The organism is Ruegeria sediminis, assembly GCF_005938215.1.
GTDB classification, from domain to species: Bacteria; Pseudomonadota; Alphaproteobacteria; order Rhodobacterales; family Rhodobacteraceae; genus Ruegeria; species Ruegeria sediminis.
The window spans coordinates 503,832-520,126 of the sequence record NZ_VCPD01000004.1 but is presented as its reverse complement, the minus strand read 5'-3'; the positions used below and the strand labels follow the sequence as shown (position 1 = coordinate 520,126).

Below are 16,295 nucleotides of genomic sequence, written 5' to 3'. Positions count from 1 at the left end.
CATTCAGGAGACATAATATGTCCACCGTAGCCGTCACCGACGAAACATTCGACGCCGAAGTCAAGAACTCGGACATCCCCGTTGTGGTGGATTTCTGGGCTGAATGGTGCGGCCCCTGCAAGCAGATCGGCCCCGCACTGGAAGAGCTGGCGGCCGAATACGGCGGCAAGGTGAAGATCGCCAAGGTGGACGTGGACAGCAACCCGAATTCCGCCGCCGCCATGGGCGTGCGCGGCATCCCCGCGCTGTTCATCTTCAAGGATGGCCAGGTGGTCTCGAACCGCGCCGGCGCCGCCCCCAAGGCCGCGCTGCAAAGCTGGATCGACGCATCGATCTGACGCCGGCGACAGCCGCGTTTCGAGAAGCGCCCAACCGGGCGCTTCTTTTTTTGTCCGTTTTGTACACGGTTTGCCGTGGCCATGTTCCGAATTGTACTTCGCCGATTTTGGGGAGCTCGACCGCAACTTCGGGCACCAGACGGCCTGGACCTCTGCGTCAAACCAATTGCCCGGACAGATCATTGATCTTGTGCAGCTAAGGGCGGGTTTGAACGCACTGTGACCGAAGCTTCGCACTGCACGAAGGAACGGGGTGCGCAGCAAGCGGTCTTTGCAAAGTCGGGCTGGACGAGCGCGATAGATTGGCAGGAACGGCCTGCAAGTGAGGGCGCGAACCTGATCCGCCCCCACAACGTTTTCTGGATGCGGTCAATAACGCGGTCGGCTGCAAACGCCTGCATCGTCGCAGAATACACCGGCAAGCCCGCCGATGATGGCACCGCGGTCGCCGTTTCCATTGACGGCCTTCGCCGCGCCATACCCGAGAGCTGCCCCCACAAGGCCGCGCTCCATATCGCTGTCGATTGCGGCGCCTGGTGCGCAGGCCGAGATCAGGGCGGTTGCTGCGATGAGCGGATAGATGACTTTCATGTTGGTCTCCTGAGGGGCCGACAGTGCGCCGGCGGCATTGCGGGTATCGGGTGATTGCGGAGAATCGCGTCTCCGAAATCTCCCGCGGATGCATATGCTCATACGCCACAGGCGTGCTGTTATCCGATCACCGACACGCTTTCAGAGCGTGTTATCGGATAACAACGCGTCCCTATCATTCGACCCGTAGATGCCATTGGTCGATCGAGCGCAAATCTGGAATGCTTTTTCCAAATCAAGGCAGGTACTTGGCTGTATCTGATCTTGAGAAGTTCGGCTTTCGGCTGGTCCTGAGCGTAATCGTGCCTCATGCAGATGTCTTGCAAGGGCTGGTTACCGTCATTGACGCCTGTCGGAGGAACGAGAGGCTTGTCCCGCGCTTCCGCCATTGAGCCGGGCCTGACCGCGGCCCGGCTCAGGCCCCGGGGGAATCCCCGGATCGGCATGTCGTCCACACACGGAAGACCGGCGCGAAGCGATGTCGGGTTGGACACCCGCAGAAACGAAAAAAGCCGCCCCGACAATCGGGCGGCTTTTTGACTGTTCGATCCCTGCCTGCGGGTCAGATCCTTGCGACGTCGCTCCGGGTCAGGCCGATGTCGTCCAGCTGGGCGTCGGTCAGCTTGGACAGTTCCTTGCGGGTCACACGGGCCTCGTTCCATGCCAGGATGGAGTTCTTGGCGGTGATGAAAGCGTCCACTACATGCAGAACGGTGACTGCTCCGAGTGGCGCATGGATGTTTGCGGCGGTTGCCATTTGCGCATTCCCCTTTTTGAGACAGCCGACCCCGTGTCGGTTGTACGTCTCATGTAGAGACGCGGGGCGCGGACCACAATTGCCGGTTCGACAGCCCCGGGATGCGCGCGGCGCATAGCGCCCGATTGCGGGTAAGCCGTTGCGCTCAAAGGCGCGCCGGCCCATATACGGGGGGCAACACATCGGAGGCATTCATGGCAGACAGCGATTTTCCCGGTTGGCACGGCACCACGATCATCGGCGTCAAGAAGGGCGGCGAGGTGGTCGTGGCCGGGGACGGGCAGGTCAGCCTGGGGCAGACCGTGATCAAGGGGTCCGCCCGCAAGGTGCGGCGGCTGTCTCCGGGCGGGTTCGAGGTGGTGGCAGGCTTCGCCGGATCCACGGCGGACGCCTTCACGCTGCTGGAGCGGCTGGAGGCCAAGCTTGAGGCAACGCCGGGCCAGCTGGCCCGCGCCTCGGTCGAGCTGGCCAAGGACTGGCGCACCGACAAGTACCTGCAGAAGCTTGAGGCGATGCTGATCGTGACCGACGGGGCGGACATGTTCGTGATCACCGGGGCGGGCGACGTGCTGGAGCCCGAGCATGACGTGGCGGCGATCGGATCGGGCGGGAATTTCGCGCTGGCGGCGGCGCGGGCGATGATGGACAGCGACAAGAGCGCCGAACAGGTGGCGCGCGACGCCATGGCGATCGCCGCCGACATCTGCGTCTACACCAACGGCAAGCTGACCGTGGAGCATATCGCCAAGGGATAGGGCCGGTTCAGGCGAGCAGCGCGCGCACCTCCTTGCCGCGCCAGCTTCGGTACATGCCGAACAGGCCCAGCACCGCCGTCACGATCACGATGTAATAGGGCATGCGGATGTCCACGCTCATCAGCCCGCCGCCGATCAGCGACATGACGCCTCCGGCGAGGCAGAAGACGGCGGTGGTCACGCCCATGACCCAGCCCTGATCGGCCTCGCTGACGCTGGAGGAGAACAGGCCCAGCAGGGTCGGATAGGCGACGCCGAACAGGAAATAGAAGAAGAACACCGGCACGTAGCTGAAGATGCCGCTGGGGCTGAAGGCGAAGGCGATGCCGGAGAGGACCATGACCGCCAGCGACGCGCGGATGATCGAGAACTTGCTGAATCTCTCCTGCGCCGGTTTCACCAGGAAGGTGCTGGAAAACGCCAGCGCCACCCCGATCACCACCATCGCCATGCTGCCGCCGATGACGCCGTAGCCGAAGGCGCTGGTCAGGAAATTGTCCACGAACACGTAGAAGGTGACGTTGGCGATCATGAAGAAGATGTAGACCGGGAGGATCCTCAGCACCATCGGGTGCTGCCCGACCGCGATCAGGCTGTCGGTGATGTCGCGGGGGCGGAACACGAAGGGTGCGCGTTCCGTCCGGGCGTCCTGGAAGAAGGTGAAGACAAGGAATATCGCGATCAGGACCAGCACGAAGGCGCCGTAGAAGGGGGTCTTGAAGGTGGCGAAACTGCCCAGCAGCGCCGCGTCGGACAGCACCGCGCCGATGATCGGGCCGCCCACCAGGCCAAAGCTGACGCCGGTCACGATGTAGCCCATGTTGCGGTCCCGGTCGGCCTTGTCGGTGCTGCCGTCGATCATCGCCGCCTGCGCGATGGGCTGGTTTCCGGCGGTGAAGCCAGTGACCGAGCGCCCGAGGATCAGCAGCAGCAGGCTGTCGAGATAGAGCGAGACGATGGTGATGGCATAGCCCAGCAGGGCGCCGCCGAGGCAGATCAGCAGGGCGTTCTTGCGCCCGATCGAATCCGAGACCTTTGAGACGTAGACGACGCCCAGGAACCACGACAGGAAGAAGCAGCCGATCACCAGGCCATAGTAGAAATGCCGCATGCCGGTTTTCGTCGCGGCGGGCAGGAAGCCCGAATCCTGCTCCATGATCAGGGAATTGATGATGGGAAAGACCAGGCCTTGCCCGATCAGGTCGACGAACACGACAAACAGCAAGGTTATCTTGGCAATCGTCGTCATCCCGCCGCCCCTAACCAGTTCTCCCGGCGACAGTTTACCAGATGCGGGCCGCTTCGCCTAACGCCGGCGCAGGTGCGGGCCGGGCGGCCAATTCCCACCTTCGTCTTGTGTTTTTGCACCTCATGCTTAGGTTCCGGGGCGAAGCAACGAGATTGAGAGCACATGACCGATCTGACCCCGCGCGAGATTGTCTCGGAACTGGACCGTTTCATCATCGGCCAGAAGGAAGCGAAACGGGCCGTGGCCGTGGCGCTGCGCAGCCGCTGGCGGCGCAAGCAGCTGCCCGACGATCTGCGCGAGGAGGTGTTCCCGAAGAACATCCTGATGATCGGCCCGACCGGGGTCGGCAAGACCGAGATCAGCCGCCGGCTGGCCAAGCTGGCCCGCGCGCCCTTCATCAAGGTCGAAGCGACCAAGTTCACCGAAGTGGGCTATGTCGGGCGCGATGTCGAGCAGATCGTGCGGGACCTGGCCGATGCCGCGATCATCCAGACGCGCGAACTGATGCGCGAGGACGTCAAGGCCAAGGCGCACCAGGCCGCCGAGGACCGGGTGATCGCCGCCATCGCGGGCGAAGATGCGCGCGAGGGCACGCGCGAGATGTTCCGCAAGAAGCTGAAGGCGGGCGAGCTGGACGACACGATGATCGAGCTGGAGGTGGCCGACACCTCGAACCCGATGCCGATGTTCGACATTCCGGGCCAGCCCGGCAGCCAGATGGGCATGATGAACCTGGGCGACATCTTCGGCAAGGCGTTCGGCGGGCGCACCGTGAAGCGCCGCATGAGCGTCTCGGAAAGCTACGAGGTGCTGATCGGGGAAGAGGCGGACAAGCTGCTGGATGACGAGGCCGTGACCCGCGCCGCGCTGGACTCGGTGGAACAGAACGGCATCGTGTTTCTCGACGAGATCGACAAGGTCTGCGCCCGGTCGGATGCGCGCGGCGCCGATGTCAGCCGCGAAGGCGTGCAGCGCGACCTGCTGCCGCTGATCGAGGGCACCACGGTTTCCACCAAGCACGGGCCGGTCAAGACCGACCACATCCTGTTCATCGCCTCCGGCGCGTTTCACATCGCCAAGCCGTCGGACCTGCTGCCCGAGTTGCAGGGCCGCCTGCCGATCCGGGTCGAGTTGCGGGCGCTGACCGAAGAGGATTTCGTCCGCATCCTGACCGAGACCGACAACGCGCTGACCCGGCAGTACACCGCCCTGATGGGCACCGAGGACGTCACCGTCAGCTTTACCGAGGACGGCATCGCCGCGCTTGCCCGCATCGCCGCCGAGGTGAACCAGAGCGTCGAGAACATCGGCGCGCGGCGGCTCTACACGGTGATGGAGCGGGTGTTCGAAGAGCTGTCCTTTGCCGCGCCCGACCGGGCCGGGGCGCAGATCACCGTGGATGCGGAGTTCGTGCAGGACAACCTGGGCGAGCTGACGAAATCGACGGATCTGAGCCGCTACGTTCTCTAGACGCGCGGGAAAATTCCGCTAGCGTGGGGCCGGCAGGTCCGGACCCAAGGAGGCGGCAATCGAGTTCCCGGTTTCCCGAGACGCGGGCGTGATCGCCCCCCGCCAAGGCCCCCGCGGTTGCCGCCGATGAACCTGTCGGCGCTGCGGCGATACCTGGCCGACAACGCGCGCTGGCTGGCCGCGGGGATGCTGCTGACCTTCCTGTCCAGTTTCGGGCAGACCTTCTTCATCTCGATCTTCGCCGGTGAGATCCGCGCCGAATACGGGCTGAGCCACGGGCAATGGGGCGGCATCTATTCGCTGGGCACGATGGTGTCGGCGGCGGCGATGGTCTGGGCCGGGTCGCTGACCGACATTTTCCGGGTGCGGGCGCTGGGGCCTGTGGTGCTGTTCGGCCTGGCGATGGCGGCGCTGGCTATGGCCTTCAACTCCCGGCTTCTGCTGCTGCCGGCGGTGATCTTCCTGCTGCGGTTCTTCGGGCAGGGCATGAGCATGCATATCGCGCTGGTCGCGATGGCCCGATGGTTCACCGCCACCAGGGGCCGGGCGTTGTCGATCGCGTCGATCGGCTTCGCCGTCGGCGAGGCGCTGCTGCCGCTGCTGTTCGTCTCGGCGATGGCGCTGGTGGACTGGCGCCTGCTTTGGGTCGCGGCGGCCGGCGCCGCGCTGCTGGGCCTGCCGCTGCTGGTGCGGCTGCTGCGCGAGGAGCGCACGCCGCAGAGCCTGTCCGAGACCTATTCGGCCACCGGCATGGAGGATCGCCACTGGACCCGGCGCGAGGCGCTGTCGCATCCGCTGTTCTGGTTCATGGTGCCGGCGCTGCTGGGGCCCGGCGCCTTCGTGACCGCGTTCTTCTTCCACCAGGTCCACCTGGCCGAGATCAAGGGCTGGCTGCATATCGAACTGGTGGCGCTGTTTCCCGTCCTGACCGCCGCCGCGCTGCTGGCCATGTTCGCCACCGGCTGGGCGCTGGACAAGTGGGGCACCGCGCGGATGATGCCGGTCTACCAGCTGCCGATCGCGGTCGGGTTCCTGGTCTTGTCCGCGGTCACGTCGATCGGCGGTGCGCTGGTGGCGCTGCTGCTGGTGGCGCTGACGATCGGGGCGAACAGCACCCTGCCCAGCGCCTTCTGGGCCGAGTTCTACGGCACCCGCCACATCGGCGCGATCAAGGCGGTGGCCGCAGCGGTGATGGTGCTGGGATCGGCCATCGGCCCGGGGCTGACGGGGGTTCTGATCGACCTGGGCGTCGGGCTCGAGACGCAATTCGCGGCGATTTCGGGGTATTTCGTCCTGACCTGCGTCTGTGTGCGGATCGGCGTGTCGCGGGCGGTGCGGTCGTTCTAGCGGGTGCGGCGCAGATAGACGTAATAGGCCCCGCCGCCGCCGTGGCTGACATGCGCGGGCGCGACCTGCAGCACCGCCTGCGCCAGCGGCGGCATCGACAGCCATTGCGGCACCTGGTTGCGCAACACGCCGCGCGGCGTCGGGATGGGTCCGGGTTCGTCCCTGTGCTTGCCTTTGCCGGTGATCACCAGGACCAGGCGCAGGCCCGAGGCCTGGGCCGACAGGATGAAGCGGATCAGCGCCGGATGCGCCGTGTCCATTCGCATCCCGTGCAGGTCAAGCCGGCCTTCGGGTTTCAGCTTGCCGCGCTTCATCCGGGCAAACGCCTTCTGGTCCATCTGCACCGGCGCGGCGGCCAGACCTTCGGCCACCGAGGGCTTGAAGCTGTTGCGATGCGGCCTGGGTTTCGCCAGTTGCCCGAGCTCGAAGGTCTCGACCCGCGCCGCCGGCAGTTTGGTGGGCTTGGGTTTCGGCAGGGTTTTCGGATGCACCGATTGCGGCAGCTCCGGATGCAGCCGTTCCGTCTGGCGCGCCACCTTGCGCCACAGCTCGATCTCTTCGGCGGTCAGCCGGCGCCGGGTCATCAGTATCCGTCCGGCAGCAGGGCGTAGGCCCGCTGGATCGGCAGCAGCACCACCATCCGGCCCGGATCCTTGAGCACGCCCGCCGCGTCGCCCGCCGCGTCGCCGGTGCCGAAGAAGATGTCGGCCCGTTGCGCGCCCTTGATCGCCGCGCCGGTGTCCTGCGCCACCATCAGGCGGCGCATCGGGGTCTTGCCGTCCTTTTCCACCCAGACCGGCGCGCCGAGCGGAGTGTAGGCGGGATCGACCGCGATGCTGCGCAGCGCCGTGACCGACCGGTTCATCGCGCCCAGCGGGCCGAGATCGGCGGCGACGCGCGTCACCTCGCGGAAGAACACGTAGGACGGGTTGTGAAACAGCAGTTCCGCGCCTTCGGCCGGGTTGCCGCGCACCCAGCTTTTGATCATCTGCGCGCTGACCTGATGGGCGGCCAGGACGCCGCGGCGGACCAGTTCCATGCCGATCGAGCGATAGGGATGGCCGTTGGCCCCGCCATAGCCCACGCGCAGCGCGCCGCCATCGGGCAGGCGGATGCGGCCCGAGCCCTGGATCTGCAGAAAGAACAGTTCGACCGGGTCCTCGACCCAGGCGATCTCGAGCCCGCGGTTGTCCATGACCCCGCTGGACAGCAGGTCCCGCCGGCTCAGCCATTGGCCGGCCTCGCGCGCCTCGGGCGGTATCCGGTAGACCGGATACCGGAACCGTTCGGTCCTGGTGCGGGATCCTTCGAGTTCCGGCTCGAAATAGCCGGTGAACAGCCCTTTGCCGCCGTCTTCGATCAGAACCGGCCGGAAGAAAAGCTCGAAGAACGAGCGCGCCGCGTCCGGGGCATGGGCCTGGGCCACCGCGCAGAGCGCGCGCCAGTCGGGGTCTTCGAGATCGTTGCAGGTGGTCAGGAAAACGGAAAGGGCCGCGGCGTGGTCATCCGCAACCCAGCCATCCAGGTCGTCGAAACCGAGGACGGTATGCGTGGGGTCCGCATTGGCATCGCTCGTGGCAGTCATCACCGCACCCGCCAGGACCAGCGACCGGAGCGCGGCGATCATGCGTCCGTGGCGACAAGCAGCCAGTTGGGATCGTCGCTGCCCATCACGCGGGCAAAGGTCCAGCTGTCCTTCTGGCGTTTGACCGTGTTCGGGCTGCCTTCGACGATGTCGCCGCCGCGGTCGCGCACGACCGAGGTCAGTTCGCCGACGAAGCGCATGGTGATCTCGGCCCTGTTGCTGTCCTTGTCGAACAGAACGTCCGTCAGCGCGGTTTCGCGGACGCCGATGAACTCGGCCTCGATGGTCAGGCCCTGATCCTCGCGCGCGGCGACGCCGGCGACGAAGGTTTCAAACACCTCTTCGGACAGGAAGGGCTGGATCTCGTCCAGATTGCCGCGTTCGTAGCCCATGACGATCATTTCGTAGGCGCCGCGGGCGCCGTGCACGAAATCGGTGACCGAAAAGGCCGGCTCGACCCGCTTCATCGCGGCCAGCGCCAGCGCCTGCGGGCTGTCTTCGGGCACGTGATCGATGATGTCCTGGTCCGGACCGCCCTCGATCACCTCGAAATCCCGCCGCCGCTTGTCCGAAGGCTGTTTCGGCAGAGGGGGTTTTTCAAATCCCTCACGTGTACCCAGGACGCTTTTGAGGCGCAGGATCAGGAAAACGGCGATGCCGGCCAGCACCAGAAGCTGGATCAGGGGTGAGTTCATTTCGTCCTCTTTCAGAACCGAGACTTTGTACACAAGGCCTTTCGTCACTATGTAGGGGACAGTCGGAGCCAAGTCCACCGTCCGGCGTCAAGGAAAGGATAGCGTAAATGTACCTGTTTCTGGCCTTTTTGCTGGTGCCGATCATCGAGATCGCCCTGTTCATCAAGGTGGGCGGCCTGATCGGGCTGTGGCCGACGCTGGCGATCGTGGTGCTGACCGCGGTTCTGGGCACCTGGCTGGTGCGGACACAAGGACGCATGGCGCTGGGGCAGTTGCAGCGCGCGTTTTCCGAACTGGACGATCCGACCGAGCCGCTGGCCCATGGCGCCATGATCCTGTTTTCCGGCGCGCTGCTGCTGACCCCGGGGTTCTTCACCGACGCCCTGGGATTCGCGCTGCTGATCCCCGGCGTGCGGGTGGCGGTTTTCCGCTACCTCAAGTCGCGGGTCACGATCACGCAGTTTCAGATGGGTTCCGGCGCGCAGTTTCACGCCCGGCGCGATCCCTTCGCGGAAGGGGACGTGATCGACGGCGATTTCACCGAGGTTCACCCGCGCCGCGATCCCGCAAAGCCGTCCCGTTGGGTCGAAGGGCCGGACCGGCATTGAGCAACCGCGCCCGAGTTGCTAAGCAGGGGCGAAATTCATTTCCGGAGAAAATCCATGACCGACGAAAGCGCCGCAGGAAACCAGGCGGCCAGCCAAGCACCCCAGGTTCAGATGCGGGTACTGGGACAGTTCATTCGCGACATGTCTTTCGAGAACGTGATGGCGCAGAAGGGCGTTTCGGGCGACGTTCAGCCCGAGATCAAGGTCCAGGTGAACCTGGACGCCAAGAAACGCCAGGCGGAGCACCAGTACGAGGTTTCCATCAAGCTGAACCTCCGGTCGCAGGCCAAGGGTCTCGAGGACATCCTGTTCATGTTCGAGATCGACTATTGCGGCCTGTTCCACGTGGAAAACGTGCCCGAGGACCAGCTGCATCCGTTCCTGCTGATCGAATGCCCGCGGATGCTGTTCCCGTTCCTGCGCCGGATCGTCAGCGACGTGACCCGCGACGGCGGCTACCCGCCGGTCAACCTGGACAACATCGATTTCGTGGCGCTCTACCGCAACGAATTGCTGCGCCGTCAGGCGGCGCAGGCGCAGGCGCAAAAGACCGAAGTCTGATCAGGGATCGCCGCGCCTGACGCCGGTCAGGCGCGGTTCCACAGCGCCTTTTCCCCAAGTTTCGCGACAAACGCCTCGTGCGCCGCGCGTTCCTCGTCGGTGATCCGCGAGGGCAGAGGCGTGGGCCGTGCCACGGGCCGCCAGGCTTCGCCCGACTGCGAGCCGGTTGAATCGGCCGCGGCCGACAGGCCGAAATCCGGCTGCCGCCCGCCGATCAGTTCGAGATAGACCTCGGCCAGGATCTCGGAGTCGAGAAGCGCGCCGTGCAGGATCCGGTTCGAATTGTCGATGTTGAAGCGGCGGCACAGCGCGTCGAGCGAGGCGGGCGAGCCCGGGAATCTTTTTCGCGCAATGGCCAGCGTGTCCACGGCCTGCTCCATCGGGATCACGGGCAGCCCCATCCAGACCAGCTCGGCATTGAGGAATTTCATGTCGAAGGCGGCGTTGTGGATCACCAGCCTGGCGTCGCCCACGAACTCGCGGAAGGCCTGGCCGACCTTGGCGAAGACCGGCTTGTCGCGCAGGGTGATCTGGCCCGGTTCGGGGTTCTGCGGCGGTTCCAGCAGGTCCGGGCCGATGCCATGCACGCCGAACGCCTCGGCCGGCATGGAGCGTTCCGGGTTGATGTACTGGTGATAGGTCTCGCCGGTGGCCACGTGGTTCCACAGCTCGACCGCGCCGATCTCGACGATGCGGTCGCCGCTTTCGGGGTCGAACCCGGTGGTTTCGGTATCCAGCACGATTTCACGCATGGTTCTGTCCTGCCCGTATCTGCCTGACCACATCCTGCACCTGCCGGCGGGCATGGTCCAGAGTGTCGGTGACGATGACGAAATCCGACCGGGCGCATTTTTCGTCGTTGGGCATCTGCTTGGCGCAGATCTGTTCGAACTGCGCCTCGGTCATGGTGCCGCGTTCCATCACGCGCTGCTTCTGCACCTCGGGCGGCACCGTGACGCAGGCCATCGCGTCCATCGCCGCGTCGCCGCCGGTTTCAAAAAGGAGCGGGATGTCGAAGACGACGATGTCGGAGCGCGCCTGGGCCCGGAAGGCGGCGCGATCGGCCGCGACCAGCGGATGCACGATGCTTTCGATGGTTTTCAACGCGTCAGGGTCCTTGCCGATGATGCGTTTCAGGGCGTCGCGGCTGACCGCGCCATCCTCGATGGCCTGCGGAAATGCCTTGCGCATGGGTTCGACCGCCGCCCCGCCGGGCGCGTAGAGCCGGTGGACGGCCGCGTCGGCATCCCAGAGCGCGCAGCCCTCGTCGGCGAACATCCGCGCCGTGGTGCTTTTGCCCATGCCGATCGAGCCCGTCAGGCCAAGCGCGAAACTCATGCCAGCGCCGCCGCCCGCGCCGCCTCGTCCACCTGGGGCTTGGTTCCGAACCAGGCCGCGAAGCCGGGAACCGCCTGATGCAGCAACATGCCCAGACCATCGACGGTGGTGCAGCCGGCCGCTTCGGCCTCGCGCAGAAGCCGGGTCTTCAGGGGCGCGTAGACCAGGTCCGTGACCAGCGCGCCGGGCTGCAGCCCGTCCAGCGGCACCCGCAGTTCCGGCTGGCCCACCATGCCGAGAGAGGTGGTGTTGACCACCAGTTCCGCGTCCTCGACGACGTTGCCGGCCTGCAGCCAGTCGACGACGGTAACAAGCGGGCCGAATTCCTCTTTCAGCTGATCGGCGCGGGCGCGGGTGCGGTTGGTCAGGATGATCTCGGGGGTTCCGGCCTCGGCCAGCGCGGCGATTACCGCCCGCGCCGCGCCGCCCGCGCCGAAGACCACGGCAGGACCATCCTCGGGATCCCAGTCGGGCGCGCCGCTGCGCAGGTTCTCCATGAAGCCGTAGCCGTCCGTGTTGTCGGCCCGGATCGAGCCGTCGGCGCCGAAGCCCAGAGTGTTGGCGGCGCCGATCCTTTGCGCGCGTTCGGTGACGAAATCGGCAAGCCGCAGCGCCGCTTCCTTGTGGGGGACGGTGACGTTCACGCCGACGAAACCGGCCCTGGGCAGGGTGCGCAGCACCTGCTCCAGATCCTCGGGGGCCACATCCATCGGGATGTAATGCCCGGCCAGCCCGTAGGTCTTGAGCCAGTGCCCGTGCAGCTTGGGCGACCGGGAATGCGCAATGGGATGTCCGATCACCCCGGCCAATGGGATCCGGTTTTCCGTCATTGTTCGATCACCCCCCGCAAGGTCAGGAAATTGAGTAACTCCAGCAGGGGCATACCCAAAACGTTAAAGTAGTCCCCGTCAATGGCTGCGAAGAGGCGCACGCCCTCTTCCTCGAGCTTGTAGGCGCCGACGGCGTGGCGGATGCTGTCCCAGTTGCGCTCGACGTAACCCGCAAGGTAGGAATCCGAGCTGTCGCGCATCCGCAGCCGCACCTGTCCGACATGCCGCCAGACCGGTTCGCCGTTCTGGTAGATCACCGCCGCCGACAGCAGCATGTGCCGCTGGCCGCGCATCGCCTTGAGCTGCTCGAGCGCCGCTTCGGGGCTTTCGGGCTTGGACAGCAGGCGGCCCTGGAAATCCAGCACCTGATCGCAGCCCAGAACCATCGCGCCGGGGGCCTTGAGGCTGATCTTGCGCGCCTTCAACTCGGCCAGGGCATCGGCGATGTCGCGCGGCGGGGCCTGTTCCGCGAGCAGGGCGCGTTTGGCGCTGTCCTCGTCCACCCGCGGCACATCGACGGTGAAGGGCACGCCCGCGTTTTCCAGCAGCTGGGCGCGGATCGCGGACCCCGACGCGAGGATCAGAGGGACAGACATGTGGAAAACCCCGTGGGCAAGGCGATGAGTTGTCTTGAATGGTTTGTATGGTTTTCCGGTTGACACGCAACCCCGCGAATTCGCCGTCAGAGATCCGCGAGTCGCTCTTGTTCCATCCAGCCGGGACAAGGATAACTGCGCGGGTTTGGATAACGGGAAAGTTCCGGTCTTTTCCTTGAATTATCCCCAGAGCCTGCGCTGGCATGTTTCTGTATCATATTGTTTAACAACGATAAATTTCGGAAATGAACAGGCGCTGGAAAGATCCGCCCGCGCCTGTCCACCTGGGGAAAACCGGCGGGTCAAAACAGTAATCCACGGATTCCGTCCACCCAACAAAACCATCAACCTTTCTCTTCTCTTTCTTTTTTATTAGGGAGGACCCGACCTATCGCGAGAACCCGGATGACCGATCTTCTTTACACGCTGTACCCTTGGGTGAAGTCGTTCCATATCATGGCCGTGATCTCGTGGATGGCGGGGCTGTTCTATCTGCCCAGGCTGTACGTCTATCATGTGGAACGGGCGCAGGCCGTGGACGGGGCGCCGAAGATCTTCCTTGAAATGGAAGACAAGCTTTTGCGGGTGATCATGCGCCCGGCGATGTACGCGACCTGGATCCTGGGGCTGATCATGGTGTTCACGCCGGGCATCGTGGACTGGCAATGGGCCTGGCCCTGGGCCAAGGGCGCGGCGGTGATCGCGATGACCTGGTTTCATCACTGGCTGCTGGCGCGGCGCAAGGACTTCGCGGAAGGGCGCAACAGGCTGACAGGGCGCCAGTACCGCATGATGAACGAGGTTCCGACGGTTCTGATGGTGGTGATCGTGCTGGCGGTGATCCTGAAATTCTGAGGCCCGTTTGACTCGGGCCGAAACCTCTCATATGTAGGGGCCAACACGCCCGTCCGGGCGGAGTGTCTTCCTGTTCGAAATCCATGTCTGTGCCGGGCTGCCGCCGGCCGAGGGCCGTATCATCATGAAAACCGAATCCCTGAACCTTTCCGATCTCAAGGCGAAAAGCCCCAAGGACCTGCTGTCCATGGCCGAGGATCTGGAAATCGAAAACGCCTCGACCATGCGCAAGGGCGAGATGATGTTCCAGATCCTGCGCGAGCGCGCGGACGAGGGATGGACGATCGGCGGCGACGGCGTGCTGGAGGTGCTGCAGGATGGCTTTGGCTTCCTGCGCTCGCCCGAGGCGAACTATCTGCCCGGTCCGGACGACATCTATGTCTCGCCCGACATGATCCGCCAGTACAGCCTGCGCACCGGCGACACGATCGAGGGCGCGATCAAGGCGCCGGACGACAACGAGCGGTATTTCGCGCTGACCAACGTCACCAAGATCAATTTCGAGGATCCCGAGCGGGCGAAGCACAAGATCGCCTTTGACAACCTGACGCCGCTCTATCCCGACGAGCGCCTGAAGATGGAGATCGAGGATCCCACCATCAAGGACAAGTCGGCCCGGGTGATCGACCTGGTGGCGCCGATCGGCAAGGGGCAGCGGTCGCTGATCGTGGCGCCGCCGCGGACCGGCAAGACGGTGATCCTGCAGAACATCGCCCATTCGATCGAACGGAACCATCCCGAGTGCTACCTGATCGTGCTGCTGATCGACGAACGCCCCGAGGAAGTGACGGACATGCAGCGCTCGGTGAAGGGCGAGGTGGTGTCCTCGACCTTTGACGAACCGGCGACGCGCCACGTCGCGGTTTCCGAGATGGTGATCGAAAAGGCCAAGCGTCTGGTCGAGCATAAACGAGATGTTGTGATCCTGCTTGATTCGATCACAAGACTTGGTAGGGCTTTCAACACCGTCGTGCCGTCCTCGGGCAAGGTTCTGACCGGCGGCGTCGATGCCAACGCGCTGCAGCGGCCCAAGCGGTTCTTCGGCGCCGCGCGGAACATCGAAGAGGGCGGATCGCTGACCATCATCGCCACCGCGCTGATCGACACCGGCAGCCGCATGGACGAGGTGATCTTTGAAGAGTTCAAGGGCACCGGCAACTCGGAGATCGTGCTGGACCGCAAGATCGCCGACAAGCGGGTGTTCCCGGCCATCGACATCCTCAAGTCGGGTACGCGGAAAGAGGATCTGCTGGTGGCGAAGGGCGATCTGGCCAAGACTTTCGTGCTGCGCCGCATCCTGAACCCGATGGGCACCACGGATGCGATCGAGTTCCTGTTGTCGAAGCTGAAGCAGACCAAGACGAACGGCGAGTTCTTCGATTCGATGAACACCTGACCCGGTTCCGGGTTCCACGCGAGGCTGTCGGATGGACACGATATTCGCCTTGGCCAGCGCACAGGGCAAAGCCGGGGTGGCGGTGATCCGCCTCTCGGGTCCGTTGGCGCATGAGGCTGCCGCGGCGCTGGCCGGGCCGGACCTGCCGGCGCGCGGAATGCGGCTGCGCGGCCTGCGCGACGCCGACGGGGCGCGGCTGGACGAGGGCGTCGTCCTGACCTTTCAGGGGCCGTCCAGTTTCACCGGCGAGGACGTGGCCGAGCTGCAGATCCACGGCAGCACCGCCTCGGTCAACGCGGTTCTGCACTGTCTTTCGGACATGGACGGCCTGCGGATGGCGGAGCCGGGCGAGTTCACCCGCCGGGCGCTGGAGAACGGCAAGATGGATCTGGCGCAGGTCGAGGGGCTGGCCGATCTGATCGATGCCGAGACGGAAGCGCAGCGCAAGCAGGCGCAGGCGGTTCTGGCCGGGGAACTGGGTCAACTGGCCGAACGCTGGCGGCGTGACCTGATCCGCGCCGCGTCGCTGCTGGAAGCGGTGATCGATTTCGCCGACGAGGACGTGCCGACCGATGTCACGCCCGAGGTCCGCGGCTTGGTTTCCGGGGTGATGAGCGACCTGAAAAGCGAGGTTGCCGGGGTCCGGATCGCCGAACGGATCCGCACCGGCTTCGAGGTCGCCATCGTGGGGCCTCCGAATGCCGGGAAATCCACCTTGCTCAACGCCCTGGCGGGGCGCGAAGCGGCGATCACCTCGGAATATGCCGGCACGACCCGGGACGTGATCGAGGTGCGGATGGATCTGGCCGGATTGCCGGTCACGCTGCTGGACACCGCCGGTCTGCGCGAGACCAGCGACCATGTCGAGGGCCTGGGAATCGCGCTGGCGCGCCAACGGGCCGACAATGCGGATCTGCGCGTGTTCCTGGCCGACGGCACGGAAGGTCTTGGAATCCCGTTCCAGCCGGGCGATATCCATGTTCTGCCGAAGGCGGACCTGCGGGACGGGACCGAGGACGGGATTTCGGGCAAGACGGGACAGGGCATCGACCGCCTGATTTCCCAGATATCGTGTGCTCTGTCGCAGAGAACCGCAACAGCTGGTATTGCTACGCGAGAACGGCACCGCGTCGCGATGAAGAAGGCGCTGGCGGCCCTGGGCGACGGGTTGGCAGTTCTGGAATCAGGGGCGGACCTGTATGATATCGCGGCGGAAGAGTTGCGGACGGCGATCCGGGCCTTGGAATCATTGGTGGGTAGAATAGATGTCGAGAACTTGCTGGACGAGATCTTTGCAAGTTTCTGCCTTGGAAAGTAGGGAGTG

The 16,295-nt window shown here is 65.0% G+C and carries 19 protein-coding genes; 9 read left to right on the top strand and 10 right to left on the bottom strand.

Annotation, left to right across the window (positions count from 1 at the left end; translation table 11 throughout):
* Window positions 1-17: 17 nt before the first annotated feature.
* Entirely contained in the window at window positions 18-338 is a 321-nt protein-coding gene (gene trxA, locus FGK63_RS14015; protein ID WP_138843270.1) for a thioredoxin, read from the top strand.
* A gap of 369 nt (window positions 339-707) precedes the next feature.
* Here the strand turns inward: trxA and FGK63_RS14010 are convergent, their stop codons facing one another.
* Complete coding sequence (locus tag FGK63_RS14010; protein ID WP_138843268.1) at window positions 708-929, bottom strand: hypothetical protein; 222 nt, start codon at window positions 927-929, stop codon at window positions 708-710.
* 562 nt (window positions 930-1,491) lie between these two features.
* Complete coding sequence (locus FGK63_RS14005; RefSeq protein WP_138843267.1) at window positions 1,492-1,686, bottom strand: DUF1127 domain-containing protein; 195 nt, start codon at window positions 1,684-1,686, stop codon at window positions 1,492-1,494.
* 194 nt (window positions 1,687-1,880) lie between these two features.
* Here FGK63_RS14005 and hslV point away from each other — a divergent pair, with 194 nt between their 5' ends.
* Window positions 1,881-2,441 carry an ATP-dependent protease subunit HslV gene (gene hslV, locus FGK63_RS14000; protein WP_138843265.1) on the top strand — a complete coding sequence of 187 codons (561 nt, stop codon included), beginning with the start codon at window positions 1,881-1,883 and terminating at the stop codon, window positions 2,439-2,441.
* 7 nt (window positions 2,442-2,448) lie between these two features.
* Here hslV and FGK63_RS13995 read toward each other — a convergent pair whose 3' ends face one another.
* Window positions 2,449-3,690, bottom strand: coding sequence for an MFS transporter (locus FGK63_RS13995; protein ID WP_138843262.1), 1,242 nt, complete (start codon window positions 3,688-3,690; stop codon window positions 2,449-2,451).
* A gap of 162 nt (window positions 3,691-3,852) precedes the next feature.
* Between FGK63_RS13995 and hslU the strand changes: the two genes are divergently transcribed.
* Window positions 3,853-5,160: an ATP-dependent protease ATPase subunit HslU gene (hslU, locus tag FGK63_RS13990; RefSeq protein ID WP_138843260.1), complete on the top strand. Its 1,308-nt coding sequence runs from the start codon at window positions 3,853-3,855 to the stop codon at window positions 5,158-5,160.
* 126 nt (window positions 5,161-5,286) lie between these two features.
* A complete protein-coding gene (locus tag FGK63_RS13985; RefSeq protein WP_138843258.1) occupies window positions 5,287-6,507 on the top strand; it encodes an MFS transporter in 1,221 nt (406 codons plus the stop codon).
* On the opposite strand, the gene FGK63_RS13980 is transcribed toward FGK63_RS13985, so the two are convergent.
* The 3 genes from FGK63_RS13980 to FGK63_RS13970 are packed head-to-tail and all read right to left on the bottom strand — an operon-like array spanning window position 6,504 to window position 8,787.
* Window positions 6,504-7,091 carry a Smr/MutS family protein gene (locus FGK63_RS13980; protein WP_138843256.1) on the bottom strand — a complete coding sequence of 196 codons (588 nt, stop codon included), beginning with the start codon at window positions 7,089-7,091 and terminating at the stop codon, window positions 6,504-6,506. The genes FGK63_RS13985 and FGK63_RS13980 overlap by 4 nt on opposite strands.
* Entirely contained in the window at window positions 7,091-8,134 is a 1,044-nt protein-coding gene (mltA, locus tag FGK63_RS13975; RefSeq protein WP_138843254.1) for a murein transglycosylase A, read from the bottom strand. Before mltA ends, FGK63_RS13980 begins: the two co-directional genes overlap by 1 nt.
* Complete coding sequence (locus FGK63_RS13970; RefSeq protein WP_138843253.1) at window positions 8,131-8,787, bottom strand: Tim44/TimA family putative adaptor protein; 657 nt, start codon at window positions 8,785-8,787, stop codon at window positions 8,131-8,133. The genes mltA and FGK63_RS13970 overlap by 4 nt, the downstream gene beginning before the upstream one ends.
* A gap of 107 nt (window positions 8,788-8,894) precedes the next feature.
* On the opposite strand from FGK63_RS13970, the gene FGK63_RS13965 reads away from it, so the two are divergent.
* Both FGK63_RS13965 and secB read left to right on the top strand, forming a co-directional pair.
* Window positions 8,895-9,395, top strand: coding sequence for an FxsA family protein (locus FGK63_RS13965; protein ID WP_138843251.1), 501 nt, complete (start codon window positions 8,895-8,897; stop codon window positions 9,393-9,395).
* Between the two features lie 54 nt (window positions 9,396-9,449).
* Window positions 9,450-9,956, top strand: coding sequence for a protein-export chaperone SecB (gene secB / locus FGK63_RS13960; protein ID WP_138843249.1), 507 nt, complete (start codon window positions 9,450-9,452; stop codon window positions 9,954-9,956).
* A 26-nt stretch (window positions 9,957-9,982) separates the two neighbouring features.
* On the opposite strand, the gene dnaQ is transcribed toward secB, so the two are convergent.
* Genes dnaQ through FGK63_RS13940 form a run of 4 tightly spaced genes read right to left on the bottom strand, consistent with a single transcriptional unit; the run spans window position 9,983 to window position 12,720 of the window.
* On the bottom strand, window positions 9,983-10,708 hold the full coding sequence (dnaQ, locus tag FGK63_RS13955; RefSeq protein ID WP_138843247.1) for a DNA polymerase III subunit epsilon: 726 nt from the start codon (window positions 10,706-10,708) through the stop codon (window positions 9,983-9,985).
* Window positions 10,701-11,294, bottom strand: a complete 594-nt coding sequence (gene coaE, locus FGK63_RS13950; protein WP_138843245.1) for a dephospho-CoA kinase — start codon at window positions 11,292-11,294, stop codon at window positions 10,701-10,703. Before coaE ends, dnaQ begins: the two co-directional genes overlap by 8 nt.
* Window positions 11,291-12,124: a shikimate dehydrogenase gene (locus tag FGK63_RS13945; protein WP_138843243.1), complete on the bottom strand. Its 834-nt coding sequence runs from the start codon at window positions 12,122-12,124 to the stop codon at window positions 11,291-11,293. The genes coaE and FGK63_RS13945 overlap by 4 nt, the downstream gene beginning before the upstream one ends.
* Window positions 12,121-12,720, bottom strand: a complete 600-nt coding sequence (locus FGK63_RS13940; protein ID WP_138843241.1) for a Maf family protein — start codon at window positions 12,718-12,720, stop codon at window positions 12,121-12,123. The genes FGK63_RS13945 and FGK63_RS13940 overlap by 4 nt, the downstream gene beginning before the upstream one ends.
* Window positions 12,721-13,125: 405 nt before the next feature.
* Between FGK63_RS13940 and hemJ the strand changes: the two genes are divergently transcribed.
* From hemJ to mnmE, 3 genes are all read left to right on the top strand, one after another.
* Window positions 13,126-13,575: a protoporphyrinogen oxidase HemJ gene (gene hemJ / locus FGK63_RS13935; protein ID WP_138843239.1), complete on the top strand. Its 450-nt coding sequence runs from the start codon at window positions 13,126-13,128 to the stop codon at window positions 13,573-13,575.
* A gap of 124 nt (window positions 13,576-13,699) precedes the next feature.
* A complete protein-coding gene (gene rho, locus FGK63_RS13930; protein WP_138843237.1) occupies window positions 13,700-14,971 on the top strand; it encodes a transcription termination factor Rho in 1,272 nt (423 codons plus the stop codon).
* 31 nt (window positions 14,972-15,002) lie between these two features.
* On the top strand, window positions 15,003-16,289 hold the full coding sequence (gene mnmE / locus FGK63_RS13925; protein ID WP_138843235.1) for a tRNA uridine-5-carboxymethylaminomethyl(34) synthesis GTPase MnmE: 1,287 nt from the start codon (window positions 15,003-15,005) through the stop codon (window positions 16,287-16,289).
* Window positions 16,290-16,295: the final 6 nt, after the last annotated feature.

Bases quoted from the DNA above. Each gene is read 5' to 3' on its own strand.
- rho (WP_138843237.1), top strand. From the start codon at position 13,700: ATGAAAACCGAATCCCTGAACCTTTCCGATCTCAAGGCGAAAAGCCCC.
- secB (WP_138843249.1), top strand. From the start codon at position 9,450: ATGACCGACGAAAGCGCCGCAGGAAACCAGGCGGCCAGCCAAGCACCC.
- FGK63_RS14010 (WP_138843268.1), bottom strand. From the start codon at position 929: ATGAAAGTCATCTATCCGCTCATCGCAGCAACCGCCCTGATCTCGGCC.
- hslU (WP_138843260.1), top strand. From the start codon at position 3,853: ATGACCGATCTGACCCCGCGCGAGATTGTCTCGGAACTGGACCGTTTC.
- mltA (WP_138843254.1), bottom strand. From the start codon at position 8,134: ATGATCGCCGCGCTCCGGTCGCTGGTCCTGGCGGGTGCGGTGATGACT.
- FGK63_RS13985 (WP_138843258.1), top strand. From the start codon at position 5,287: ATGAACCTGTCGGCGCTGCGGCGATACCTGGCCGACAACGCGCGCTGG.
- FGK63_RS13995 (WP_138843262.1), bottom strand. From the start codon at position 3,690: ATGACGACGATTGCCAAGATAACCTTGCTGTTTGTCGTGTTCGTCGAC.
- trxA (WP_138843270.1), top strand. From the start codon at position 18: ATGTCCACCGTAGCCGTCACCGACGAAACATTCGACGCCGAAGTCAAG.
- coaE (WP_138843245.1), bottom strand. From the start codon at position 11,294: ATGAGTTTCGCGCTTGGCCTGACGGGCTCGATCGGCATGGGCAAAAGC.
- mnmE (WP_138843235.1), top strand. From the start codon at position 15,003: ATGGACACGATATTCGCCTTGGCCAGCGCACAGGGCAAAGCCGGGGTG.
- FGK63_RS13965 (WP_138843251.1), top strand. From the start codon at position 8,895: ATGTACCTGTTTCTGGCCTTTTTGCTGGTGCCGATCATCGAGATCGCC.
- FGK63_RS13970 (WP_138843253.1), bottom strand. From the start codon at position 8,787: ATGAACTCACCCCTGATCCAGCTTCTGGTGCTGGCCGGCATCGCCGTT.
- FGK63_RS13945 (WP_138843243.1), bottom strand. From the start codon at position 12,124: ATGACGGAAAACCGGATCCCATTGGCCGGGGTGATCGGACATCCCATT.
- FGK63_RS13980 (WP_138843256.1), bottom strand. From the start codon at position 7,091: ATGACCCGGCGCCGGCTGACCGCCGAAGAGATCGAGCTGTGGCGCAAG.
- dnaQ (WP_138843247.1), bottom strand. From the start codon at position 10,708: ATGCGTGAAATCGTGCTGGATACCGAAACCACCGGGTTCGACCCCGAA.
- hemJ (WP_138843239.1), top strand. From the start codon at position 13,126: ATGACCGATCTTCTTTACACGCTGTACCCTTGGGTGAAGTCGTTCCAT.
- FGK63_RS14005 (WP_138843267.1), bottom strand. From the start codon at position 1,686: ATGGCAACCGCCGCAAACATCCATGCGCCACTCGGAGCAGTCACCGTT.
- FGK63_RS13940 (WP_138843241.1), bottom strand. From the start codon at position 12,720: ATGTCTGTCCCTCTGATCCTCGCGTCGGGGTCCGCGATCCGCGCCCAG.
- hslV (WP_138843265.1), top strand. From the start codon at position 1,881: ATGGCAGACAGCGATTTTCCCGGTTGGCACGGCACCACGATCATCGGC.